The 22,351-nt window shown below is 62.6% G+C and carries 20 protein-coding genes and 2 pseudogenes; 5 read left to right on the top strand and 17 right to left on the bottom strand.

Annotation, left to right across the window (positions count from 1 at the left end; genetic code table 11):
- Nucleotide 1: 1 nt before the first annotated feature.
- From X757_RS01000000165115 to X757_RS143325, 6 genes and pseudogenes are all read right to left on the bottom strand, one after another.
- Nucleotides 2–933, bottom strand: a pseudogene (locus X757_RS01000000165115) (branched-chain amino acid ABC transporter permease).
- A gap of 178 nt (nt 934–1,111) precedes the next feature.
- Nucleotides 1,112–1,816: an ABC transporter ATP-binding protein gene (locus X757_RS143310; protein ID WP_023727088.1), complete on the bottom strand. Its 705-nt coding sequence runs from the start codon at nt 1,814–1,816 to the stop codon at nt 1,112–1,114.
- Nucleotides 1,813–2,449: pseudogene (locus tag X757_RS01000000165110) on the bottom strand (ABC transporter ATP-binding protein). The gene X757_RS143310 and the pseudogene X757_RS01000000165110 overlap by 4 nt, the downstream one beginning before the upstream one ends.
- 14 nt (nt 2,450–2,463) lie before the next feature.
- On the bottom strand, nt 2,464–3,672 hold the full coding sequence (locus X757_RS143315) for an ABC transporter substrate-binding protein (RefSeq protein ID WP_023689847.1): 1,209 nt from the start codon (nt 3,670–3,672) through the stop codon (nt 2,464–2,466).
- A 202-nt stretch (nt 3,673–3,874) separates the two neighbouring features.
- Complete coding sequence (locus X757_RS143320; protein WP_032996319.1) at nt 3,875–4,933, bottom strand: nucleotidyltransferase domain-containing protein; 1,059 nt, start codon at nt 4,931–4,933, stop codon at nt 3,875–3,877.
- 210 nt (nt 4,934–5,143) lie between these two features.
- Nucleotides 5,144–5,740 (bottom strand): YdeI family protein, encoded by a 597-nt coding sequence (locus tag X757_RS143325; RefSeq protein ID WP_031251453.1) that lies wholly within the window; start codon nt 5,738–5,740, stop codon nt 5,144–5,146.
- Between the two features lie 169 nt (nt 5,741–5,909).
- Between X757_RS143325 and X757_RS143330 the strand changes: the two genes are divergently transcribed.
- On the top strand, nt 5,910–6,524 hold the full coding sequence (locus X757_RS143330) for a hypothetical protein (RefSeq protein ID WP_023730413.1): 615 nt from the start codon (nt 5,910–5,912) through the stop codon (nt 6,522–6,524).
- A 100-nt stretch (nt 6,525–6,624) separates the two neighbouring features.
- On the opposite strand, the gene X757_RS143335 is transcribed toward X757_RS143330, so the two are convergent.
- Complete coding sequence (locus X757_RS143335; RefSeq protein ID WP_023671416.1) at nt 6,625–7,536, bottom strand: S1C family serine protease; 912 nt, start codon at nt 7,534–7,536, stop codon at nt 6,625–6,627.
- A gap of 430 nt (nt 7,537–7,966) precedes the next feature.
- On the opposite strand from X757_RS143335, the gene yghU reads away from it, so the two are divergent.
- Nucleotides 7,967–8,836, top strand: coding sequence for a glutathione-dependent disulfide-bond oxidoreductase (gene yghU, locus X757_RS143340; RefSeq protein ID WP_023693764.1), 870 nt, complete (start codon nt 7,967–7,969; stop codon nt 8,834–8,836).
- 152 nt (nt 8,837–8,988) lie between these two features.
- On the opposite strand, the gene X757_RS143345 is transcribed toward yghU, so the two are convergent.
- Nucleotides 8,989–10,185 carry a PLP-dependent aminotransferase family protein gene (locus tag X757_RS143345; protein ID WP_023708936.1) on the bottom strand — a complete coding sequence of 399 codons (1,197 nt, stop codon included), beginning with the start codon at nt 10,183–10,185 and terminating at the stop codon, nt 8,989–8,991.
- 267 nt (nt 10,186–10,452) lie between these two features.
- Here X757_RS143345 and X757_RS143350 point away from each other — a divergent pair, with 267 nt between their 5' ends.
- Nucleotides 10,453–11,193, top strand: a complete 741-nt coding sequence (locus tag X757_RS143350; RefSeq protein ID WP_023693766.1) for a sulfotransferase family protein — start codon at nt 10,453–10,455, stop codon at nt 11,191–11,193.
- 22 nt (nt 11,194–11,215) lie between these two features.
- Here the strand turns inward: X757_RS143350 and X757_RS07920 are convergent, their stop codons facing one another.
- From X757_RS07920 to X757_RS1000000168610, 4 genes are all read right to left on the bottom strand, one after another.
- Nucleotides 11,216–11,404: a hypothetical protein gene (locus X757_RS07920; protein WP_023671412.1), complete on the bottom strand. Its 189-nt coding sequence runs from the start codon at nt 11,402–11,404 to the stop codon at nt 11,216–11,218.
- 285 nt (nt 11,405–11,689) lie between these two features.
- Nucleotides 11,690–12,394: a Crp/Fnr family transcriptional regulator gene (locus tag X757_RS143355; protein WP_023685922.1), complete on the bottom strand. Its 705-nt coding sequence runs from the start codon at nt 12,392–12,394 to the stop codon at nt 11,690–11,692.
- 170 nt (nt 12,395–12,564) lie between these two features.
- Nucleotides 12,565–12,738 carry a hypothetical protein gene (locus X757_RS1000000168615; RefSeq protein WP_023689840.1) on the bottom strand — a complete coding sequence of 58 codons (174 nt, stop codon included), beginning with the start codon at nt 12,736–12,738 and terminating at the stop codon, nt 12,565–12,567.
- Between the two features lie 140 nt (nt 12,739–12,878).
- Complete coding sequence (locus tag X757_RS1000000168610) at nt 12,879–13,034, bottom strand: hypothetical protein (protein WP_023671409.1); 156 nt, start codon at nt 13,032–13,034, stop codon at nt 12,879–12,881.
- Between the two features lie 251 nt (nt 13,035–13,285).
- Between X757_RS1000000168610 and X757_RS1000000169440 the strand changes: the two genes are divergently transcribed.
- On the top strand, nt 13,286–13,414 hold the full coding sequence (locus X757_RS1000000169440) for a hypothetical protein (RefSeq protein WP_023727084.1): 129 nt from the start codon (nt 13,286–13,288) through the stop codon (nt 13,412–13,414).
- Nucleotides 13,415–13,668: 254 nt separating this feature from the next.
- Nucleotides 13,669–14,505, top strand: a complete 837-nt coding sequence (locus X757_RS143360) for a hypothetical protein (RefSeq protein WP_023727083.1) — start codon at nt 13,669–13,671, stop codon at nt 14,503–14,505.
- Nucleotides 14,506–15,150: 645 nt separating this feature from the next.
- On the opposite strand, the gene X757_RS1000000165830 is transcribed toward X757_RS143360, so the two are convergent.
- The 5 genes from X757_RS1000000165830 to X757_RS143370 all read right to left on the bottom strand — a co-directional run bounded on the left by X757_RS1000000165830 (nt 15,151) and on the right by X757_RS143370 (nt 22,201).
- Nucleotides 15,151–15,843, bottom strand: coding sequence for a hypothetical protein (locus X757_RS1000000165830; RefSeq protein WP_156933465.1), 693 nt, complete (start codon nt 15,841–15,843; stop codon nt 15,151–15,153).
- A 32-nt stretch (nt 15,844–15,875) separates the two neighbouring features.
- On the bottom strand, nt 15,876–17,054 hold the full coding sequence (locus X757_RS0134570; RefSeq protein WP_023689836.1) for a hypothetical protein: 1,179 nt from the start codon (nt 17,052–17,054) through the stop codon (nt 15,876–15,878).
- A gap of 79 nt (nt 17,055–17,133) precedes the next feature.
- Entirely contained in the window at nt 17,134–17,856 is a 723-nt protein-coding gene (locus tag X757_RS143365; RefSeq protein ID WP_023727078.1) for a TfuA-like protein, read from the bottom strand.
- Between the two features lie 5 nt (nt 17,857–17,861).
- Nucleotides 17,862–19,016: a YcaO-like family protein gene (locus tag X757_RS0134565; protein WP_023727077.1), complete on the bottom strand. Its 1,155-nt coding sequence runs from the start codon at nt 19,014–19,016 to the stop codon at nt 17,862–17,864.
- A 23-nt stretch (nt 19,017–19,039) separates the two neighbouring features.
- Nucleotides 19,040–22,201: an AAA family ATPase gene (locus X757_RS143370; RefSeq protein WP_023727076.1), complete on the bottom strand. Its 3,162-nt coding sequence runs from the start codon at nt 22,199–22,201 to the stop codon at nt 19,040–19,042.
- Nucleotides 22,202–22,351 lie beyond the last annotated feature (150 nt).

Raw genomic sequence — 22,351 nt, 5'->3', positions numbered from 1 at the left:
CTCAGGCGTCCCTTCCGAACAGGCCGGCGGGGCGCAGGAGCAGCACGATCGCCATGATGACGAAGACGACGAGGTTCGACGCCTCGGGATAGAACACCTTGGTCAGGCCCTCGGCGAGGCCGAGCATATAGCCGGTGACGATGGCCCCAAGAATCGAACCCATGCCGCCGACCACAACGACGGCAAAGACGACGATGATGATATCGGAGCCCATCAGCGGACTGACCTGGTAGACGGGCGCGGCGAGAATACCGGCAAGGCCGGCGAGCGCCGCGCCCGTCTACCAGGTCAGTCCGCTGATGGGCTCCGATNCGCCGCGCCGAGCCCATAGGTGAGCGTCAGCAGCAGCGGCACGTTGACGCCGAAGGCCTGCACCAGCTCCGGATTCTCGGTCGCGGCGCGCAGATAGGAGCCGAGCCTGGTCTTTTCGATCAGGAGCCAGGTGCCGATGCAGATAATGAGCGAGGCCACCACCACCCAGCCGCGATAGTTGGGCAGGAACATGAAGCCGAGATTGGTGCCGCCGGCAAGCTGCGCCGGAACGGCATAAGGGTTGCCCGACACGCCGTAGTAGAAACGGAACACGCCTTCGATGACCAGCGCCAGGCCGAAGGTGAACAGCAGCCCGTAGAGCGGATCCAGGCGGTAGAGCCGCGACAGCGCCACGCGCTCGACCGCCATGCCGAAGACTCCAACGATGAGCGGAACCAGGAGCAGCGCCGGCCAGTAGCCGATGCCGAGATGGACGAGCAGCAGGTAACCGATGAAGGCGCCGAGCATATAGAGTGCGCCATGGGCGAAATTGATGATGCGCAGCAGGCCGAAGATGACGGCCAGGCCGAGGCTCAGCATGGCGTAGAAGGAGCCGTTGATCAGCCCGACCAGCATCTGGCCGAGCAAGGCCTGGACGGGGATGCCGAAGATCATGGTCATGGCGCCGTCACCGAGGGTGTTGCAAGCGGGATGCGTCTGTGCGGCACGTACCCCCACCCGGACCTTCGGTCCGACCTCCCCACAAGGGGGAGGTAGGGCGGTGGCCCTCCACCCTCCCCCTTGTGGGGAGGGTCGCTGCGCATCAGCGGGGTGGGGGTACTGCCGTGGGCTGTCGTCATCATACCCCAAGCACATCGTGCAGCTGTTGCGTGTGAGCGGCAAGCTCGCTTACGGCAAAACCCTCCACCACCTTGCCATGCTCCATCAGATAGAAGCGGTCGGCGATGCGCGCGGCGAAGCGGAAATTCTGCTCGACGAGCAGGATGGTCATGCCGCGCTTCTTCAAGGTTGCCAGCAGTTCGCCGATGCGCTGGACGATGACCGGCGCCAGGCCCTCGGTCGGCTCGTCGAGCAGCAGCATCTGCACGCCCGTCCGCAGGATGCGGGCGATGGCCAGCATCTGCTGTTCGCCGCCGGAGAGTTTGGTGCCGGGGCTGTTGCGCCGCTCCTTGAGGTTGGGAAAGAGATCGAAGATCTCGTCGACGCTCATGCCGCCCTTGGCCACCACCGGCGGCAGGATCAGGTTCTCGTCGACGGTGAGCGTGGCGAAGATGCCGCGTTCCTCCGGCACGAAGCCGATGCCGCGATGGGCAACACGATGCAGCGGCAGGCGCATCAGGTCGCTGCCGTCGAACGCGACGCTGCCGCTGCGCTTGCGGACCAGCCCCATGATGGCGCGCAGCGTTGTGGTCTTGCCGACGCCGTTGCGGCCGAGCAGCGTCACGGTCTCACCGCGAAAAACGTCGAGGTTGACGCCATGCAGCGCATGGCCCTCGCCATACCAGGCATGGAGATCGCGCACGGCAAGCAGCGGCTCACTCATGCTCGGTCCCCCTGCTCGGTCCCCATGTAGGCGACCCTGACGCGCTCATCGTTGCTCACCGTCGCGTAGTCGCCGGCGGCGAGCACCTGGCCGCGCTGCATGACGGTGATCCAGTCGCAGAGGTCGGCGACGACGGTGAGATTGTGCTCGACCATCAGCACGGCGCGGTCCGTTGCCAGCGAGCGGATGATGCCGGAAATGACGCCGACATCCTCGTGCCCCATGCCGGCCATCGGCTCGTCGAGCAGCAGCACTTTCGGGTCGAGCGCCAGCGTGGTGGCGATCTCGAGCACGCGCTTCCTGCCATAGGAGAGATCGCCGGCCGGACGATGCGCGACATCGTCGAGACCGACGACGGCAAGCAGTTCGCGCGCCCGTGGAGTCAGTTGGTCAAGCGCGGCCAGCGAGCGCCAGAACTGGAAGCCGAGCCCGCTCGGCCGCTGCAAGGCGACNCATCTTCAACAGCGTCGTCTTGCCGGCGCCGTTCGGCCCGATCAGCGCATGGATCTGGCCGTGATGGACGTCGAGGTCGACATTGTTGACGGCGACGAAACCGGCAAAGTCGCGCCGCAGGCCGCGGGCGGAGAGCACCACCCGCGGCTTGATTTCGGCACCGTCCGGCTGGACGGCCACGGCTTGCGCCAGCGTCACTTGGTGACGAGCGGGCAGCCGCTGTCTTCAGCCTTGATGAAGGCCTTGTCGCCCGGAATGGTCGCAAGGTAGGTGTAGTAGTCCCAGTCCTTCTTCGACTCCTCGGGCTTCTTGACCTGATAGAGATACATGTCGTGCACCATCGAGCCGTCGGCCTGTACCTTGCCGTTGGCGTTGATGATGTCGTCGACGGGCATTTCATGGAGTTGCTTGGCGACCGCCTCGGTTTCGTCGGTGCCGGCCTTGTCGATGGCCTTGAGATATTGCAGCACCGCCGAATAGGTGCCGGCCTGGATCATGTTGGGCATGCGGTTGGTGCGCTTGAAGAAGCGCCCGGCGAAGTCGCGGCTCTTGTCGTCGCGGTCCCAGTAAAACCCTTCGGTGAGCACCACGCCCTGCGCCGCCTGCAGGCCGAGGCCGTGCACCTCGGCAAGCGTGAACAGAAGTGCTGCCAGCCGCTGGCCGCCGGCGACGATGCCGAACTCGGCCGCCTGCTTGATGGTATTGGAGGTGTCGAGGCCGGCATTGGCAAGGCCGATAACCTTGGCGCCGGAGGACTGCGCCTGCAGCAGGAAGGAGGAATAATCCGTCGATCCCAAGGGGTAACGCACCTCGCCCAGCACTTTGCCGCCGCTTGCCTCAACAACCTTTGAGGTCTGCTCCTTCAGCGAATAGCCGAAGGCATAGTCGACGGTGATGAAATACCAGCTGTCGCCGCCCTGCTGCACCAGCGCGCCGCCGGTGCCGACCGCCTGCGAGTGGGTATCGTAAGCCCAGTGGAAACCGTAGGGCGAGCATTGCTTGCCGGTCAGGTCGGCCGATGCCGCTCCGGTGACGATGTCGATCTTCTTCTTTTCCTTGGACAACCCCTGGACGGCGAGCGCCACCGAGGATGTCGTCAGTTCCATGATCGCGTCGACCTGCTCGGTGTCGTACCACTGGCGCGCAATGTTGGAGGCAATGTCGGGCTTGTTCTGGTGATCGGCGTTGACGATCTCGATCGGCGCGCCCTGCACCTTGCCGCCAAAATCCTCGACCGCCATCCTGGCGGCCTCGACCGACCATTTGCCGCCGAAATCGGCATAGACGCCCGACTGGTCGTTGAGGATGCCGATCTTGACCTTGCCGTCGGAAATTTCGCCGGCCGCCGCCGGCATCGCAGTCGCCGCAAGCAGCGCGGCTGAGACGAGATAGGATGCTTTCACAGGTGGTTCCTCCCTTGTGGCCGACGCTGGAAAACGCGGCGGCCTTGCAATGGTTCAACAGCTCCGTCCGGTTCTCGCTGAAATCCGGGCCAGCGCCCGCCACTTCTCCTCTTGGCAACCCCTCCGCCCTGGGTGCGCCGGGAACCGTAGCATCACATTTCGCAAGGGGAGAATGCTATTTTCGTAGCATGGCGTGTGGGCGCTACCAGTCCGGCTCAATTGGAAGGTCTTCGGAAAAGCCGCTCGGGCCAGGAAGGGACAGCGTTGCGGCCGCGGCGTCTCGCAATGCCGCCGGAGGCCTTTTGAGATGTTCGCTGTCCAGCGGAAGGGCAAGATAGGCGGTGGCAATGCGTGCAGCCGCTTCCGCCTGTTCACGATCTCTCATTGCCTTGACCGCAGACCGATCAGGCAGCGTGGCCAGCCAAGCCTTGTGCAGAGCGAACATTCGAGGGTCGACCGTCGGCATGCTTACGGGATAGCCACGCTCATCGATCGCCACAGCCTCCACCTTCGGGGCGTTGATGAGCCATTGCAGCCCCTCCATGGGTGCGCTGTCGAGATCGTCGGCATGCTGTGTAATCGAGGTAGTGGCGTTGTCCTTGAGGACATGTCTTGCCTGCGGACGGATCAGGTCGACCAGATAGCCATCACGGTTCGCTGCCCTGAAGGCCCGGGGCTGGAGCGGCTTGAAGGACCTGTCCACTTTACGCAACACGCCTATCAGGCCGGACTGGCTTACCCTCTCGCCGGTCACGAAGCTGATGCGACGTCGCGAATCGAAGAGCAGGTCGATGTCGCCGGTTGCCGTGAGACCGCTGGTGATCTGGACGCCCGCCAGAGCCTCGTAAGCGAACAGCGCATTCGTGCCGACAACCAGCAACTGCTTGCCCAGCAGGTCTGTTTCGGCGCACCGCCGCAATATCCGTGCGGCGATGGCCGGTACCCTGCCCAACCCCATTGCCACATTGACTTTCGCCAGGCCGTTCAGGCGATCGGCCAGACCTGCCAGCAGATCCTTGTTCTGCACCCTGCCCTCGGAAAACGCAGCGAACGCCTTCTCCGTCTGGCTGCTTTTCGGCCCGAGTGAATTCTCGACCTGCCGGACCTTCCGCAGCAGGTATTCAGCACCGCTGCGCTCAACCCAGCGCATGCTGCCTGCAAAGCGCCTTTGGCGCTGGTCATCAGCATGCTGCCAAGCCTCGTAGACCTGTTGCGTATCTATGAGTTGGCGCCGCTGCTCGCCGGTCAACTCTCTCAGCATCGTTTTCCACTCTTAAGCCAGGGTCAAGTTAACATAGTGGAAAACTCTTAATTAACAATATGTTGTTACTTTTTTCCACTATCGCAGCTATCATCCGCACGACGAGTGGAAAATACCGTAAAGACAATATGTTATGTCCGGGCAAGCGAGGCCAGAACCTCACAAGCGGGTTTTTAGCTGCGCGCACCATGGCAGCCGCTTGCCGTCGCCTCACCGCTTCTGCGGATAGATCCTCTCGCCGCGCTTCAGCATCGCGACGAAAGCCTCGATCTTCTTCCTGCGCCCCGCCTCCGTCTTCATGTTGTGGGTGCGGAAGGCGAGCGCGAAGCGGTTTTGGGCGGAAAGCTTCGCCAGCATCTCTTTCGCCTTTGGCTCGGCATCGATGGCGGCCTGCAGATCGTCAGGGATCTTCATGTCCTTGCCTGAGGCATAGGCGCGGTCCCAGCGGCCGTCGGCCTTGGCCGCCTCGACCTGTTTCAGCCCGTGTTCAGTCATGCGGCCCTCCTCGACCAGGCGGGCGACATTGTCGATGTTGATCTTGCTCCAGATGCTCTTCTTGCCGCGCGGCGTGTAGCGCTGCAGAAAGCTCTTGTCGTCGAGCGGCTTGCGTATGGCGTCGATCCAGCCGAAGCACAGCGCCACGTCGATAGCCTGCTTCGGCGTGATCGAGGCGAGGCCCGAGCCGACCTTGTGGACCTTGATCCAGACCTCGCTCTCGCCGGCATGATTTTCGCGCAGCCAGGCGTAAAAACTGTCGGGATCGGGGAATTCATGAACCTTGTCGGGATCGACCTTGAACGGCGCCATCATCACCTCGTTGTTGCCGGGCCGGCTGTATCGGCTGTCGATGCCAGTTTCCGTCAGCGGCGTCGATACCCCCTAGCCTATTGCGAGCCGGCTTGCGCCGCAGCCGACGCCCGTGGCAGTTTCCTGCTGGTCAGCCGGGCAAGGCAGACTGCAATTCGGGGGAAATGCCATGCGAGCGATGTTACTCGGCCTCATCCTTCTGCTGCCGGCCTCGGCGCTCGCCGAACCCATCGAAACCCAGAAGATCATCACCGCGCTGACCGGCGACTTCAATGGGGACGGCGCCGCCGATCTGGCGATGATCGTCGAGACCGAGCCCGAAGACGATACCATGGACATGCATTTCTTCCTGAGGGACAAAAAGTACAATTTTCTGAAACCCGCCGGCGTCGTGCATGAGCAGGTCTACGGCGAATGGAACGACTACGACCAGCCGCATTATGAGGGCTCCGGCATCGAACCGGAGTTGACCTTGCTGCCCAACGGCTCGATCAAGATCTATCTGCCGGGGCTGATCGGCCCCGGCGAGCGGACCGACATGACGCTGACCATCGCCTGGCGCAACGAGGCCTTCGTCGTCGCCGGCGTTGCCTATGACCATTACAAATACCAGTCCGTTGTCGTCTACAGCAGCTGCGACTACGACGTGCTGACCGGCAAGGGCAAAAGTATGCAGACGCAGGATGATGACAGCAAGGTGAACAGTATCGTGTCTGTCGAAGGCCAGGTCGTGCCCTTCGCGGAGTGGGACACGGGGACGCCTTTTAGGGTATGCGGGGATTGAGGGGGCAGCCAATCTCCCCCCTCGTGGGGGAGATGGCCGGCAAGGGGGCCGCTGTCCCGCCAACGCACCGGCCAGTGTCAGCACGTTTATCCCGCGATCTTCACTGCAGATGCGGTTTCTTCAAAAAGCTGTTTCGGTCGGCGGATTTCACTCGCAGCCAAGTCTCACGACCGTCACGCACGACCCTGAGAGGAATCTCCGAACCCGCCGGATTCTGCCATAGCTTGCGGTAGAAATCGGCGAGACCGTCGACCTCGCCATCGCGCACGTCGGAGATGATGTCGCCCTGGCGCAGGCCGGCCTTGGCGGCGGGGCCGCCTTCGGCGACGCTCATCACCACGACCGCACCGTTCGACTCGGCCGAGAAGGCGCCGAGCCATGGGCGCGGCGGCTTCGCCACCTGGCCGCGCGTCAGCAGATCGTCGAGGATCGGGGTCAGAAGGTTGATCGGCACGACCATGTTGATGTCGGCGACCTCGCCGTTGCGGCTCATCTGCAAAAGCAGCGAACCGATGCCGAGCAGGCTGCCATCCTGGCCGATGAGCGCCGCGCCGCCCCAGGACGGATGCGCCGGGGCAATGAAGATCGCCTCGTCAAGCAGATATTCCCAATAGCCGGCGAATTCCTGCTTGGTGACGATGTGCGCCTTGACCGAGCGGCCGGTGCCGTCGGCAAAGACCACGGGGTCGCCGATCTTGGCCTTCGAGGCGTCGCCCAGCGCCACCGCCGGCAGGCCGAGCGGCGCCAGCGCCTGCACCAGGCCGAAGCCTGTCTCCTGGTCATAGGCCAGCGCATGTGCCGGCACGACGCGGCCGTCCTGGTCGGTCAGCCAGACCTCCTCGGCCTCGGTGATGAGATAGCCTATGGTGAGCACCAGCCCGTCGCCGCGGATGACGACGCCGCTGCCTTCCCGGCGCGTGCCCAGGGCATTGGCCGTGAAGGCATCGTCGGGAACCATGGCGCGCACGCCAACGACGGAGCGCAAGAGCGGGGAAACGGGATCGATGGGCATGCTTTCATCCTGGCAGATTATGCGTGGGCAGTATCCTCTATAGGTATGCCGCGCTGCACAGGGCGCAAGGGCTTAGGCAACAAGGCAATCATTTCAGAGGCTGGCGCTGCTCCTCATCCGCCTGCCGGCACCTTCTCCCCGTATAGCGACGGGGAGAAGGGAGATGGTCGCAACATCGGCGCTCTTGGCAACGCTGGCAATTGGGGAAATCAGTAGGCGACAGCGTCCTTCTCCCCGTCACTATACGGGGAGAAGTGCCCGGCAGGGCGATGAGGGGCGGCGCCGACATCGATAATAGTTCAACACAAGTTGAACCTTTCTGAATTGCACCTATGTGTTCCCGTATCTAGGTTCCGCCGACTTTTCCGCCATCAGTCTCGCGCCCTCGCGCAAGTCGTTTTCGCCCCGCCAAACCCAAGGAATTTCCCGCATGACCGAATACACCCCGCCGAAAGTCTGGAGCTGGAAGAAAGCCAATGGCGGCACGTTCGCCAGCATCAACCGGCCTATTGCCGGTCCGACGCATGACAAGGTGCTGCCGGTCGGCAAGCATCCGCTGCAGCTCTATTCGCTGGCGACGCCGAATGGGGTCAAAGTGACTGTCATGCTGGAGGAGCTTCTGGCGCTCGGCCACAAGGGCGCCGAATACGACGCCTGGCTGATCCGCATCAACGATGGCGACCAGTTCGGCTCGGGGTTTGTCGAGGTCAACCCCAACTCCAAGATCCCGGCGCTGCTCGACCGCAGCGGCAAGACGCCTGTCCGCGTCTTCGAGTCCGGTTCGATCCTGCTTTATCTCGCGGAAAAGTTCGGCGAGTTCCTGCCGACCGAACAGCCGGCGCGCGCGGAAACCTTGTCCTGGCTGTTCTGGCAGATGGGTTCGGCGCCCTATCTCGGCGGCGGCTTCGGCCATTTCTACGCCTATGCGCCCGAAAAAATCGAATACGCCATCGACCGCTTCGCCATGGAGACCAAGCGCCAGCTCGACGTGCTCGACCGGCGGCTGGCGGAGACTGAATATCTCGGCGGCGCCTTCTATTCGATCGCCGACATGGCGGTATGGCCCTGGTATGGCGGCCTTGCGCTCGGCCGCATGTACAATGATTCCGCCGAATTCCTGTCGGTGCAGGACTACGAGCACGTACAACGCTGGGCCAAGGCGATCGACGCCCGCCCGACGGTGCAGCGCGGCCGCATGGTCAACCGCGCCTTCGGCGACCCGGCCATGCAACTGCACGAGCGCCACGACGCCAGCGATTTCGAGACGAAGACGCAGGATAAATTGGTGGTGGCGGAGTGAGCTAATCTCCCCCCTTGAGGGGGAGATGGCCGGCAGGCCAGAGGGGGTCGGCTCGACTGGGCGCGACCTCCTGCGACTGATGAAGGTTAGCGCTCCACGCGCGGCGACCCCCTCTGTCGCCTTCGGCGACATCTCCCCCTCGAGGGGGGAGATTAGCCCATCAATTTCGCCAGCCTCGGCACGCCTTCACCCACGGCGCGTTCATCTGCGAGCGTAAAGCTCATCCGCATCGTGTTGCGGCCCGAACCGTCGGCGTAGAATGCGTTGCCCGGCACGAACGCCACGCGGGCTTCCTTGACCGAGCGGGCGAGCAGCGCGGTGGCATCCGAACCCTCAGGCAACGTCAGCCAGACGAACATGCCGCCTTCCGGTCGGCTCCAGCTGACGCCATCCGGCATTTCCGCTTCGAGTGCCGCAAGCAAGCCGTCGCGGCGCTGGCGATAGGCGCCGATCAGCTTTTCCACCTGGCCGTCATACACGGCCTCGGAGACGCGGTGCATGACCAGCTGGTTGATCGACGGGCTGTGCAGGTCCGACGCCTGCTTCATCAGCACCAGCCGCTCGACGACGCGGCGCGGCGCGCAGACCCAGCCGACGCGCATGCCCGGTGACAGGATTTTCGAGAACGAGCCGCAATAGAGCGTGCGGGCGTTTTCGATGCCGCCGGAGCGTTCGCAGTCGAGCGCCAGGATCGGCGGCTGGCCCTCGCCGTCATAGCGCAGCGCGCGATAGGCGGCGTCCTCGATGATAGCAATGTCGAGCTCGTCGGCGAGGTCAAGCACCGCCTCGCGCTGCTGGCGGTTCAGCGTCTCGCCGGTCGGGTTGGCGAAATCGGGCACCAGATAGGCGAATTTCACCTTGCCGCCTGCAGCGGCAGCAGCGGCCTGGTAGGCGGCAGGCGTCATGTTGCCGCCGTCCGGCGTCAGCCGGTCGTAGCGCGGTTCGTAGGCGTTGAAGGCCTGCAGCGCGCCGAGATAGGTCGGCCATGTTACCAGTGCTGTGTCGCCGGGCGACAGGAAAAGCTTGCCGAGATAATCCAGCGCCTGCTGCGAGCCGGAGGTGATGAAGATGTTGTGCTCGTCGCAGGCAATGCCGAGCTTGCCCATCTGGCCGGCCAGCCATTTTCTGAGCGGCAGATAGCCTTCGGAGACCTGATACTGAAGTGCTGCGCTCGCCTCCGCACCGCCCAGCACCGAGGCATAGGCATCGGCGATCGCCTGGGCCGGAAACAAGGCCGGATCGGGGATGCCGCCGGCAAAGGAGATGATGTCGGGCTGGTCGAGCAGTTTGAGCAGCTCGCGGATTTCCGACGCCTTCATGCGCGAGGCGCGCGACGCCAACAGGTCCATCAAACTCACGAGCCCACCTCCCGGGATACGGCATCTGGTCCAGCATGACCGTTCTGGCCATGCGATTTAGGTCAATCTGACTGACCTATTATCAGGCTCCCTCACCCGCTGGAATAGCCAAACCCTCATTCCGCGTGGCCCAGACGAAAAAGCAAACACATTTCTGCCCTGGACAGGGAAAATTGTTGCGCGCCGAGGGGCGCGGATGCAACCTCATTCCGAGCGGACCGGCATAAAAAGAAAAGCGGTCTCAACAAGGGGGGTAAAATGACGCTTGAGCTCATCGGGGCCGGATTCGGCCGCACCGGCACATGGTCGACCTTTGCCGCGCTGAACAGGCTGGGCCTTCCCAGCTATCACATGCAGGAAGTCATCCTCAACAAGGCCAACAAGGGCCATCTCGACTTCTGGCGCAAGGTGGCCAACAGCCCGCCCGGCAGCCAGCACGACTGGACCAGAGTCTTTGCCAATTACAAGGCGACGGTCGACAATCCGGGATGCTGCGTGTGGCGCGAATTGATGGCCGCCTATCCCGACGCCAAGGTGCTGCTCACCCTGCATCCGCGCGGCGCCGAGGCCTGGTACGACAGCACCATCGACACCATCCACTTCACCGAGACATTGTGGCAGTTCAAGGTGCTGGAATGGCTGACGCCGTTCGGCCGCAAATTCGGCGACATGTCGCACAGGCTGATCTGGGGCCGCACGCTTGCCGGCGTGATGGACGACCGCGCCAAGGCGGTGGCGCGCTACAACGCCTATACCGAGGAGGTGATAGCGGCCGTGCCGCCGGAGAAGCTTCTGGTGTTCAAGGTCAGCGATGGCTGGGCGCCGCTCTGCGGCTTCCTCGGCGTGGCGCTGCCCAACGAGCCTTTCCCCAACCTCAACGACCGCGAAAGCGTGAAGAAGATCATCCGCGACATCATCAAGGGCAGCTACATCATGCTGGGGCTGTCGGTGGCGGCGGTGCTTGCGGCGATCGCGGCGCTGTGGTGGTGGCTGGGGTAGCCGCCGGACCGTCAGGATATTGCTACTTGCGCGTGATCCAGCCGAGCAGATCCGGCTCGACGTCTTCGTGGTCGGTCAGGTCGCGAACCAGGGAAGCGGCGAGCGCGCGCCAGCGCTTTTCCGGGACATTGTCTTCCATCACCGATTTGATGAAGGCGGCGCGCAGGATGGCGCAATCGAAGGCGGATACATCGAAAAGCAGTTCTGCCATTTCGGTTTTCCCCGTTCACATCGGGCGCGCGAGCCTGTCGAAGCCTCAGGCGCCAGCGCCCCATATACATGGTCGACGACAGCAGATTCATACTCTTGCCGAACCAAGGTTCAACACAATTCGATTGTACGGTTTTTACCAAGCGATTGCGGTTCGTTGCCCGCTTTTACGCCGATGCTAGATTTGCCGGGCGGCCTCTCCCCAGATGGCCGCAAATGGCCGGCGCGGCTCTGGCAACATGCTTTCACCGGCATTCGCGTCGGCCATTTCCAGCCCGTGCCAGGCTCAGCCCAGCAGGCGTTCGTATTCGGCCTCGGCCTGGCCATAGAAACCGTCGGCGACGGCGATCAGGCCATCCCGGTCGCGAATGACGATCTCGCCGCGCCTCGACCGGATCAGGCCGCGCCCTTCCAGGATCTGCAGGCCGATGGTGACGCCCGGACGCCTGACGCCGAGCATGACGGACAGGAACTCATGCGTGATCTGGATCTGGTGGCCGACCACCCTGTCGTCACACATCAGGAGCCATCGGGCCAGCCGATCCTCGAGCTTGGCGCGGGCATTGCTCAGTGCCGTGGATTTGGTCTGGCCGTGCAGATAATGGGCATAGCGCAGCAGGAAGGCGCGAAGCGTCGGGCTTTTCTGCAGCGCTGCCTTGAACGGCTCGGAATCGATGCACACCGCCTCGCCCGGCATCTGCATGTAGCAATCATGGGGCGCCCAGTCGGCGCCCATCACCAAGGCGGAGCCCGACATGCCTTCGTGGCCGATGATGCCGACCTCGGTGTCCAGGCCCGGCCGGTTCCTCGCCACCACCGAGGCCAGGCCGCTTTCCAGGAAGCATACCGAGGCGACCGGCTCGCCCGCCATTTCGAGCGGGGCTTTGAGATCGAGCACACGATGATGCAAATGCGGCGCAAGCAGTGCGAAGTCGGCCGGGTTCATGCGGCGCAAAAGGCCGCTTTTCTCCTTGCTGACCGACTGGTCCATCGCTCTCTCCCCAGGGCAAGAGCACATGTCATCTCCCAGCCGTCGGCGCCCTGCCCAAATGCAAACGGTCATTGGACGATAGCTGACTCGGATTCAGCCATTGTACTTCGTACAAAACCGACAAATCAGGGGCGACGCCCCATGGATCAATCCAGCAGCTTTTTCCTGGATCAGCGCTTCGGGCGGTCAGCCGCAACCATGCGCGCTTCGCGCACGATGGACGAGCGATCGTTGCCGATCAGCGATGCGATCTCTTGTATCTGCTGCTCGGAGGCCCCGGTTTCCCGCGCCAAGGCCGCGAGCGCCTCGGCGCTCAGACCGGACTGTCTCGGTTGCTCCGCCATGTCTCCAATGCCTCCTGTCGGGGCAGGAGTGCGATGGTCGCTCCCAAGCGTCAGCGCCCATTGATGTGGCTGACGATGCTATACTGTACGCTTCCGAACAATCGATGGCGAGCGATATATTAGCGACGCTGGATGCGGCCCTAGAACGGCAGCCTTATCTCATCGATCGACCTCGACTCCGTCCAGCCAATGTCCTTCTGGATCTCCGTCGGCAGCGCGTTCAGTGCGCGGACGGTCTTCCTGTGCTTGCTGGCGCGCGCCAGGGCAGCGCGAATTCTGCTGAGACTTTCAAACATCGGTTACCTCCATGCAGCAGCAGAGCGCTGCCTTAGGCCCGCTCTTGCGCCACCTCTGTAACCGATCGATTGCGCGGCAACGGTGAAGCGCTTCACAAACCGATGCCGGGCCAGAAACATTTGTATACAAATCAATTCAGGGAACGGGAGAGTCGCTAAGGAGGCCGCGCCAGACTGCCCGCGTCCAAAAGGCCGATATCCGCGTCGAGCTTGCGGGACGCTGGACCAAGGGCATCTGCAATTTCGAGAAAATGGGCGCGATGCACCATTTCGGCGGTACGGCGAGCGAGCAGACCGACTTCCGCCATAGCGTGGCGATGAAGCTCGACCATGCGAAGTTCTGTGATCTGATCGTCGATGCGCTGGGCCGGTTCGTGTAGGCCAAGGGGTGACTTCCCTCTTCCCGGGCAATCGCATGGGATTGCGCCAGCTCCATATGCGATTGCCCTGCCCTCCTCCGCGCCATCGCCGGCATCCTCGTCCGCCCGCTCGGCTATGGACGAATCCCATCATGCGCAATAAGGATGGGGTCTGCCGTGGCGCTTTCGCGCCGGGGCAGGCGACGTTCGATCAATGACGCTGCGCCGGGCGCCTTTGACGCCCCGCAAAAGTGTCGATACCGGGGGATCTGGTCATGACCGACAACAAGCCGACCGTAGACGTTACCAAGGACTGGCAGGCAACGCAGGGCCAGAAGTCCGGGGCCACGCGGCTGCGCCTGTTCGCCGTGCTGTCGTGGGTCATCGCCATTGGCGGCGAGATCGCCGGGATCGTACTGCTCTACAAGCACAAGTTCGACCAGGGAAACCTGCCGCTGCTGATCGGCATCCTGGTCGGGATCGCGATATTCGCCATCGCCGGCAGCCTGCTCTGGAAGGCGGCCAACCGGAAGGACCCGGCCCGCGAATCCGACACGTTCCGGTTCTTTGTCCAGAACCAGCTCGGCGCGATCATCACCCTGATTGCCTTCCTGCCGCTGGTTCTCTTGATCCTCAACGACAAGAACATGGACCCGAAGAGCAAGAAGGTGGCCGGCGGTATCGGCGCCGTGCTGGCCGTGCTGGCGACGCTGATCGGGGTCAGCTACCAGCCGCCATCGGTCGAGCAGTACACGCAGGACATGAACACCTGCGCGGAACAGATCAAGGCGGGGCAGCCGACCACGGCCTGTTCGCCCGAGGTCGCCGCCCAGGCGCAGGCGATCGCCACCGACTCCACCACGGTGGCCGCGGCGACGAAGGACGCGGCGCACCCCAATGGCCAAGATGTCGTCTACTGGATCGCGCCGGAAAACGGCGCCGCCAAGTCCGACACCGAGCATGTCTTCCACCTCTGCGCGGCCGTCAGCCCGCTGAAGGACAAGACCGTCAACAGCGGCACCGTGACGGAAGCCTACGCCCAGAACGCCATCCGCATCACCAAGCAGATCGAGATGGAACAGAAGCAGTGCGGGTTCACGACCACGCCGTGAATGAGGCTGCGGGCTGGCGTGGCCGATTGGGTGCGCCAAACTGGTGGTCCACATCATAGTTGTCCGTCAGTGGCGTGCGGTCCCTCGTGGCGCGAAGGCTTACATGGCGGGACTAGACGCAACGTAAGCGGCTGGGGCACGCCAAATCCCTGGCAGGGGCACGACGAAAATTGAATGTCGCATTTGGGCCGCTTCCTGCCTGTCCGGTTTCGGGTGGTAGCATTCGGAAAGCGGACACACTCGTTGACTGGCGCGACAGCTAAATCCCGTTTGCCGGACACGGCGAGGATGCCGAGGGCCTCTCGGATATCGATGTGATGAAGCCTTTCGCGTTCGTGTCGACAGGATTCAATGGATCTCGGCCGGCGGTGACAACCAGGGCGCACAACATGGCCATCGTGCGGAACTCCCGTCGCCAGTTATGTCGCCGAGCCGATGCGCCCCACGCCCGCCCTCTAGACCGAGGACAGCCCCGAGACCAAGACACGGAAGGCCGTACCCAACCCGCGGAATGAGAGTCTGATCAACCGTCGTCTCTGAGCTCCACCCCCCAGCCCTGTGCAGCTTCAGCCGATCCGACTGCATGGCAAACCTGCCAAGCAGGCGAGCCTTCTTGCCTTCAACCTTGACAGGGAACATGAGAGACTAGTCGCTCAGCTTTCCGCCACGGTGTCCCATCGTCATCTTGGATGCGTACATCGTCGGTGAACGCTTGCCTGGAAGGTTCGCCTCGAGGACGATCTGTTCGACAAAGCCCTGGTTCATCTCCAACTCCACGCATTCGTTGAGCTTATCGACGAGCCAAACCGCGTAGCCTTCAGGTTCCTTGGCGTCAAATTCCGAATCGTCCGCCGGAATCTTGGGTTCCGGAAACGCCGGGATGATCATTATCTTGGGCTTTGGCAAATCGTAGGTATGTCCCTCATAGGCATAACCGACAATTATCCCGCACGATGTTTTCTGTTCTGGAGATGATCCGAGCATGAAGGTACTGCCTACCGTTGAAAGGACCGCAGCGCCAAAATTCTTCAGGTCGATCTTGAAATGGTAGGAGACTCTGATTGGTATTTTTGGAAATGGGATATTTCCATTTATTATATCTTGGCGGCCTTTGTTGCTGTCATACCTCTTCAATACTTCAAGTGCGTTGACATGTTGCTCGTCGGTGATAGGTTCCCCAGGCGCGGTTTCGACATACATGCCGGTGTCACCAAAGGGTGCTGGCGCACCGGGCACGCTAAGTCCAATTTCCGCCCCCAAGCCATAGAGCCTAACCTGTGTTGCGTTGTAAGCGCCTGACGGAAAGGTTAGTGTCGGTCGGTGATAGTCGTCGCTCATTTTCCTCGCTCCTTTTTGCTGCATCCTTCAGTTCACAAGATCTCCCGCCAGCTGAAGTTCTCATCGAATTTTTCCGCGAGCATCGGCGCGACGCGATCGCTGGAGTCCACCACCAACGCCGCGGCCTTTTCGAACGACAGGTCGTCCGCATCGAGGCGTGGCCATGCCTGAGCAAGTGCGAGAGCCACCTCGTCCCTTGCTCTGATCAGCATGCTCTTGAACATGAAGGGCCGAGCGCGGAAGGCGCGGGACGTGAAATCCGAAATGCGCTGCATGTCGGATTGGTCGACATCCTTAATATCGATCCCCAGCAGCCGCTCGTCGGCCAACCCCTCGTGCACCAGTGCCGCGTGGTAGACGTGGACGATCGTGTCGAACACAGCCCCCGTGAATGGCCGTGACCTGTCATGGATTTCCGCCGTCACCTCCGACATGCGGCGTGCGTTGCTGGCGAGGCGGATCTGCCGATCGCCAGTCAGCTCGGCAATCCGGTTCAACTCATTGAGAACAAGCAGGTTGCCATTGCAGTGCCGCAGCAGCCGGTCCATGCCGCTGTCGAAATTCAGGAAGGACAAGAGCGAGACCAGATCCGAGCTGGCTTCGTGGAACGGTCCGAAATCGCCTTGAGTCAGGCCGCCAGTTGGTGTCCCGAACAGCGAAAACAAGATTGCGTGGCCGACCTCATGTGCGATCACATCGAAGTTGAGCGCATAGGGATAGTTGCCTCCGTCGATGCCGCGCTCTCGGCCGAGTTCCAGATAGCCATAGCCCGATTGCGCATTCTCCCAGTCGACGAAGGGGATGATTTCGAGCCGCTCGAACGTCTCGGCGAAATACCAGACAATCGGTTTGCCGAGGTAGCTTTCCCAGATGTCCAGCACGCGGCTGACCGAGGCGAAAGCGTGCGCAGAAAGGAACTGCCGCGAGGTCAAGGAAAGCTGATCGAAATGGCCGTCAAAGCCAGCCTGTGCAGGTGGAAAGGTTTCGCCGACAAACGGTGGCAGATAAGGGTAGTCATAAGGCTCCTTGTCGAGGAGCGGATCGCGAACGTAGATGCGGTGATCTTCCGGGCCGGAGCGGATCAGATCGGGTGGAGTAGAAATCCATACTGTTTCGGGTGTTCCGTAACCCGAAAGGTGAGGGACCTGCGGGTAGACCAGGAACCGCGTACCCAGCACACCTTGCGCAACGGCACGATCGACCGCGTCCAATTGCTTGGCCCCCTCTGACGATGCCACGCTATCACGGTGCTTACGTTTCGTAAATCGTCGGCCGCCAAGAGGTCAGGGCCTATAGCGCCAGCCCCGCATCATCCATATCCTTGGAGAAGGCCGTGGTTAGCTGTAATTCCGGCACGGGGTATGCTTTTTCAAATGCTTGCTCTCGCAAAAGTTCGAGTGCCCGCAGGGCATCTTGCTTTTTTTGCTGGACGAAAGCGGCGCCGAGCTCCCTGCACAAGTTCTCGACGTCGTCCTTGCCGTCGTGCGCATCCCGGACCATCCGTGCCAGGGTGCGATCGCGAAAATTGACGGCCTGTGCCACACCCTCGAGCCTCGCCTGCTGTTCGGGTGAAATCACGCCGCGCCGGCAAGCAGCACGAAGGGTCCGGCGCAGGTCAATCAGCGCATGCGTCAATTGAGCGAAATTCACCTCGGCCGGTCCATGCAATACCGCTACTGCGTCGTCGGGTGCAAAGGCGCAGCGGCGATACCATCGGTAGATAAGCCCGACGCCTTGCATATGGGGGAACAGCTCGGCTGCTCGAAGGGCACCCATGCTGGCCGCGCCGACGACATGAATGCCGCGGCTGAGGGCCCACAGGATTTCCTTGTGCCGAACCGCCGGCTCGGTCTGAAAACCGCCATCTATGAGAAGGATCGCACTCGGGTCGAAATGCTGCACGGCCGAAACGATCGAGCCTTGCACGGCCGGGGGAAGGCATACCGCATCGACGACCTTCAACGCGTCGGAATGGGACACGGTAGGGCCAGTGAAGACGAGTTTCGGGCGCATAATCCCTACCCCTGCAAGAGCGGCTGCAAGGCAGGGATGACAATCCTGACAACCGACAGGGCGTCGAACGGTTTCGTTCCCACCCGGATTAGGTGAACCGCATCGAACCCTCTCTCTTCGAGAATTGCCAAGAGGACCGACAGCCCGTCCGACGCCGTGTTGAACTTCTGCTCGGCGAACGCGCCGAAATCCACGCTGCGCGGGCCGTCGCGGAGGAGCCGGCGATGCGCTGCAATCACCTGCCGATCGGGGTATTTCGGATAGGACGCGCGCGTCAGGTCATCGCGCGCGCCCGAGATCGCCGCCAGACGGGCCTGGGCCGCTTCGTAGATGGCGTGCACCGCCGCGCCGGCGGGACTGAAACCGGCAGCCGAGCCATCAGCCGGATGATCCAAAAGGACCGTTTCTGTCGGTTCGTCTTCCAGCAGATGGCACCACACCACCGGTATGCCCAACGGCGACAAAGCTTGCCAAAGGCCAACCAGCACGTTCTTGGCCGCCAAAGTTTTCAGGAGATCGCGGAGCGACGGATCATCGATCGTCTCGGGATCGATGCGTTGACGGTGGAAAAACCCGTGGGTCCGGTATGCCGTGGCGATCGCGTCGCGTTCGATGCATTCAAGCATGCCATGAACGATGGCATCCGGCTCCGCGAAGCCTGCTGCCAAACCGCTCGTCGATGCCGCGAAAATGCCGTCATGGGGCAGCGACGGCAACACATAGGCGGTGTGCACGAGCTCGAACGGGACCAGGTCGCGGCTGCCGGTAAGAAGATTGTCTGCGGCTACCCACGCGGTCTCCCTGCCGCGCCATCCCGGCGCGGTGCCCCCTTGGAGATACCTTTCGAAACGATCTGGCGGGATGCCCAATTGATCGGCGCAGCCGACGACTGGTTCGAAATTCGCCACCTGCTCTGCAAAGAAGCTCTCGGCCGATTCCAGCATGGCCGATATCCCGGCTTGCACCAGGGTGGCGCCCTTGCCTTGCGCGACCGCGTTGGAGAGCGAGAAAGGTCTTGTCACCTGCACGACCGGGATACCAAGCTGGTCGAGCCCGGTGATGTCGGCGATCCGCGTGATGCCCAGGCCTTCGCGCATCTTCATCAGCCTCGCCAGCGCCTCGTCGGGCGGCGGACCAAGGCGTTGATATCGCTCCAGCATCGCGGATGCTCTTGCAGGGCCCGCTAGTGCCGAACGGCCGATTCGGGATTGACGATCAGCGCGGCGCCCGGCTCGAGAGCGGATTTCGCACGTTCGACCCGATCGCGATAGCGCGACGACAGTTCAGGCGACAGGCCTGATGATTGAAGGGTCTCGTATGTACTGACGAGGAAAGGCACGGCACTTTGCTCCGCGGCTATGGCGATGCTCTTTTCGAGGGCAGCGATTACGTCCGCCTCCGCATCGCCCTGGAGAAGAAGTAGCTCCGCCCTTCGCCTGTAGAGCTCTGCCAGCCAGAAGCGGCTGCCGCCGGCCTCGGCCTGCGCCACAGCCGAGCCCAGCAACGCGAGCGCCTCATCGACCTCGGCAGTTCGTGTCAAAAGCTCTGCCAGCATGCCGCAATAGACCGGTTCGTCCTCAGGCGTCTGGAACTCGCCATGGAGGCCAAGGCCTTGCCGCATTTTCTCCCTGCCGCTCTCGACCTGGCCGGCGTTGCCGTCGCACCAGCCTTCGAAGATTTGCGCTGCGGCGGCGAGAGCGGGCATATAATGGCGCTCCGTCAAGTGGCGCAGATCCGCTATCACGCTTCGTAACCTCGAAAAATCTCGGCGATAGCAATGCAGCATCGCCTCGTTGAGATAGGCATGTGCGATGCTGCCGGCATGTCCGGTTTGCTGCGCCCAGCTCCTAGCTTCCGACATCGAATGGATCGCGCTTGCCGGCTTTCCGACAAACCAAAGCGACAAGGCGCGGTGGGCGAGCCCGCAGACCCTCGCGTCATGCCCGCCGAACAACGCAGCATTGGCTTTGCCCTGGCCGTGCTCATAGAGCGAAAGTCCTGCGTCGACTGCCGCGATGCAGCGGTCGTGGCGGCCAAGATTGAAGTCGATTGCCCACACGCAATGCCTGGCCTGGAGTTGCACTTCGGCATCCTCGACATCCCTGAGATCGCTGAGCACCACTTCCGCGCGCTCGCCGTCCATGACGGTATCCGTGAACCACCAGCCCCAGTAGATCGGGAACCACTTGGCCCGCTCGGCCACCGGCCGCCGCCGGGCTATCACCACGCCGTCCTCGTACAATTTGCGGGCGGGCCCCGAGTTCGGACCTTCGACAGCGGTCAGGATGGGACCGAGCACGATCATGGCCGATAGCCGCAGCGCGTCTCGCCTGTCGGCTGCCGCAACGTGCTCGCAGAGCGCCAATGCATGCTCGAGTATCTGCCTCGCTTCCGCCATTGCCGAGCGCGACGAGCTTTCCGTGCCTGCGATCACGAACTGAGCGATCGCGTCCTCCATAAGGCCTGCGCGCTCGGCGTGCTCGGCGACCTCGGCGGTGCTCAGCCACCCGGCCAGGTTTCGGTTGCGGCTCACCGCGGCAAACAGGTGGCGATGCAAGGCCTGCCGTTTCTTGCGCAGCGTTGCGTTGTAGATCGTCTCCTGGATAAGCGCATGGCGCACGCCATAGACCGGAACGCCAAAAGGCCGCACGCGGATCAGGAACCCGGCCTCGCTCAGTGAATCCAGCGCGTTTGCGATGAGTTCGCCGTCGAGCTCCGGCAACAACGCGCGCAACAATTCCTGATTGAAACGATTGCCCGCGACGGCCGCGGCGCGCGCGACTTCGCGTGCCGGCCCTAGCGTTTCGAGCCTGGCCTCGATCACGCTTTCAAACACCGAGGCATGACTACGCGTCGCGGTCTGCGCCAGCCGATCCGTTGCCGAGGCCGCGTTCTCGGCCATCCACTGGCAGATTTCTTCGATGAACAGCGGGACGCCTCCGGTCACGCGTTCCACCACGTCGAGCAATTCCGGGGAAGTTGAAGGCTTGCCTTGCGGCCACATGGCCGCGATCGCCAGCCGCGTTTGCTCGCGGTTGAGCGGCTTTAGCGAGATATGCCTTGGATTCGATGCTGCCAGCCAGCTCCCGGATTCAGGGCGCGTGGTCACGATGACAAGCGCCCGGAAGTGACGGGCCGACTGTGCAAGCTCAGCCAACAATTGTCTAGACGTCAGGTCGATCCAATGGATGTCCTCGACCACCAGGACGATCGGTCCGCTGGCGCACAGGGCTTCGAGCGAGTGGCGAACCGCCCAATTGGCTTTCGCGCGCATCGCCTCGGCGTCGATTTCCTTAAGCATCGGATCGGCTCCCGCAGCGCCGAGCAGGAACGAGAAGACGTCTATGATTTCAGGATCGCGGACGTCATGATCGCGGAATACTTCTGCCACAGCGGCAGCGCTCAGCTGTCCTTCGTTGCCGGCGAAATCGCCGCGTACGTTCTGTAGCAGCGGATGCAGCGCCGAGCGCAAGCCGCCGGGCGTGCACTGGAAGAGCAGCAGTTTCGCGCGCTGGTGACGCGTGCGCCGGCGCACTTCGTGAAGAATGCGCGACTTGCCGATCCCGGCCTCGCCCTCGATCACCACCACGCCGCCGTTTCCTGCAACGGCGCTGTCCCATGCTTCGGCGATCGTGGCAAGTTCGGCCTCGCGATCGACGAGCGGACTGCTCAGCCGCCCGAAGGCGAAGAAGCGGTCGACCTCGCGCTTGTGACTCAGCGCGCGCCAGACCAGCTCCGGCTCGGCAAAACCCTTGATCGTATGGCTGCCCCTAAAGCTGAACACATGCGACCGTCGCGCCAGGTTGCGTGTCGCCTCCGAGACTAACACCGTATCCGGCTGCGCGATGGCCTGGAGCCGCGTGGCCATCGCGAAGGCAGGGCCGGTGACATTGTCACGACCCGTCTCGGCGTCACCCTTCTGGATCAGGGTCATCGATGTCGCGATTCCGACCCGGACATGCAAATCGGCGCGGCCTTGGTTCGAACCGACGCGCCTGCAGGCGTCGATGATTTCGAGCCCGGCCCGGATCGCCAGCGATGCCGCATCCTTGGCGTCTATGTCGGCAGGAAACAAAGCAACGCCGCCATCGCCGACCTCGACCTCTACGGCACCCGAGCACGACGCGACCGCCTGTCTCGCCGCCCGCTGGAAGGCTGATATCAGTTCCTCGAACTCTTCAATGTCCAGGATGCCAAGAAGGTCAGTCGATCCGACCAGGTCGTAGCAGAGCGCGGTCAGGATCCGGCGCTCATGCCGGGCTTCCGACGCATTGTTACCGTTGCCGCCCAGAAAACCTGTTGCCACCGACGCCGCCGGCAACGCGACCGGACTCTTCTCCGACATGCTGGGATTTCCTCGCCGAGCACAGTGACGGCAATATTAGCAAAGTGCGATGCTGTTCACAAAACACTTGATCAGTAGGGAGGGCAGGAAAAAGCCGATGCTGGGATCATTATGGAGAGAAATGCTCACGGCGCAAACTCCCCATGGCGT

It is taken from the genome of Mesorhizobium sp. LSHC412B00 (assembly GCF_000503035.1).
GTDB lineage: Bacteria > Pseudomonadota > Alphaproteobacteria > Rhizobiales > Rhizobiaceae > Mesorhizobium.
The sequence above is the reverse complement of the archived record's forward strand: the minus strand, read 5'-3'. Positions and strand labels throughout refer to the sequence as shown.

Excerpts from the sequence above, each read along its gene's own strand:
- X757_RS0134565 (WP_023727077.1), bottom strand. The coding sequence starts at position 19,016 with ATGCTGGAGCGATATCAACGCCTTGGTCCGCCGCCCGACGAGGCGCTG.
- X757_RS1000000168615 (WP_023689840.1), bottom strand. The coding sequence starts at position 12,738 with ATGGCGGAGCAACCGAGACAGTCCGGTCTGAGCGCCGAGGCGCTCGCG.
- X757_RS143320 (WP_032996319.1), bottom strand. The coding sequence starts at position 4,933 with ATGCTGAGAGAGTTGACCGGCGAGCAGCGGCGCCAACTCATAGATACG.
- X757_RS143310 (WP_023727088.1), bottom strand. The coding sequence starts at position 1,816 with ATGAGTGAGCCGCTGCTTGCCGTGCGCGATCTCCATGCCTGGTATGGC.
- yghU (WP_023693764.1), top strand. The coding sequence starts at position 7,967 with ATGACCGAATACACCCCGCCGAAAGTCTGGAGCTGGAAGAAAGCCAAT.
- X757_RS143360 (WP_023727083.1), top strand. The coding sequence starts at position 13,669 with ATGACCGACAACAAGCCGACCGTAGACGTTACCAAGGACTGGCAGGCA.
- X757_RS143350 (WP_023693766.1), top strand. The coding sequence starts at position 10,453 with ATGACGCTTGAGCTCATCGGGGCCGGATTCGGCCGCACCGGCACATGG.
- X757_RS143355 (WP_023685922.1), bottom strand. The coding sequence starts at position 12,394 with ATGGACCAGTCGGTCAGCAAGGAGAAAAGCGGCCTTTTGCGCCGCATG.
- X757_RS07920 (WP_023671412.1), bottom strand. The coding sequence starts at position 11,404 with ATGGCAGAACTGCTTTTCGATGTATCCGCCTTCGATTGCGCCATCCTG.
- X757_RS143365 (WP_023727078.1), bottom strand. The coding sequence starts at position 17,856 with ATGCGCCCGAAACTCGTCTTCACTGGCCCTACCGTGTCCCATTCCGAC.
- X757_RS143345 (WP_023708936.1), bottom strand. The coding sequence starts at position 10,185 with ATGGACCTGTTGGCGTCGCGCGCCTCGCGCATGAAGGCGTCGGAAATC.
- X757_RS1000000168610 (WP_023671409.1), bottom strand. The coding sequence starts at position 13,034 with ATGTTTGAAAGTCTCAGCAGAATTCGCGCTGCCCTGGCGCGCGCCAGC.
- X757_RS143335 (WP_023671416.1), bottom strand. The coding sequence starts at position 7,536 with ATGCCCATCGATCCCGTTTCCCCGCTCTTGCGCTCCGTCGTTGGCGTG.
- X757_RS1000000165830 (WP_156933465.1), bottom strand. The coding sequence starts at position 15,843 with ATGAGCGACGACTATCACCGACCGACACTAACCTTTCCGTCAGGCGCT.
- X757_RS143325 (WP_031251453.1), bottom strand. The coding sequence starts at position 5,740 with ATGGCGCCGTTCAAGGTCGATCCCGACAAGGTTCATGAATTCCCCGAT.
- X757_RS143330 (WP_023730413.1), top strand. The coding sequence starts at position 5,910 with ATGCGAGCGATGTTACTCGGCCTCATCCTTCTGCTGCCGGCCTCGGCG.
- X757_RS1000000169440 (WP_023727084.1), top strand. The coding sequence starts at position 13,286 with ATGGGCGCGATGCACCATTTCGGCGGTACGGCGAGCGAGCAGACCGAC.
- X757_RS143370 (WP_023727076.1), bottom strand. The coding sequence starts at position 22,201 with ATGTCGGAGAAGAGTCCGGTCGCGTTGCCGGCGGCGTCGGTGGCAACA.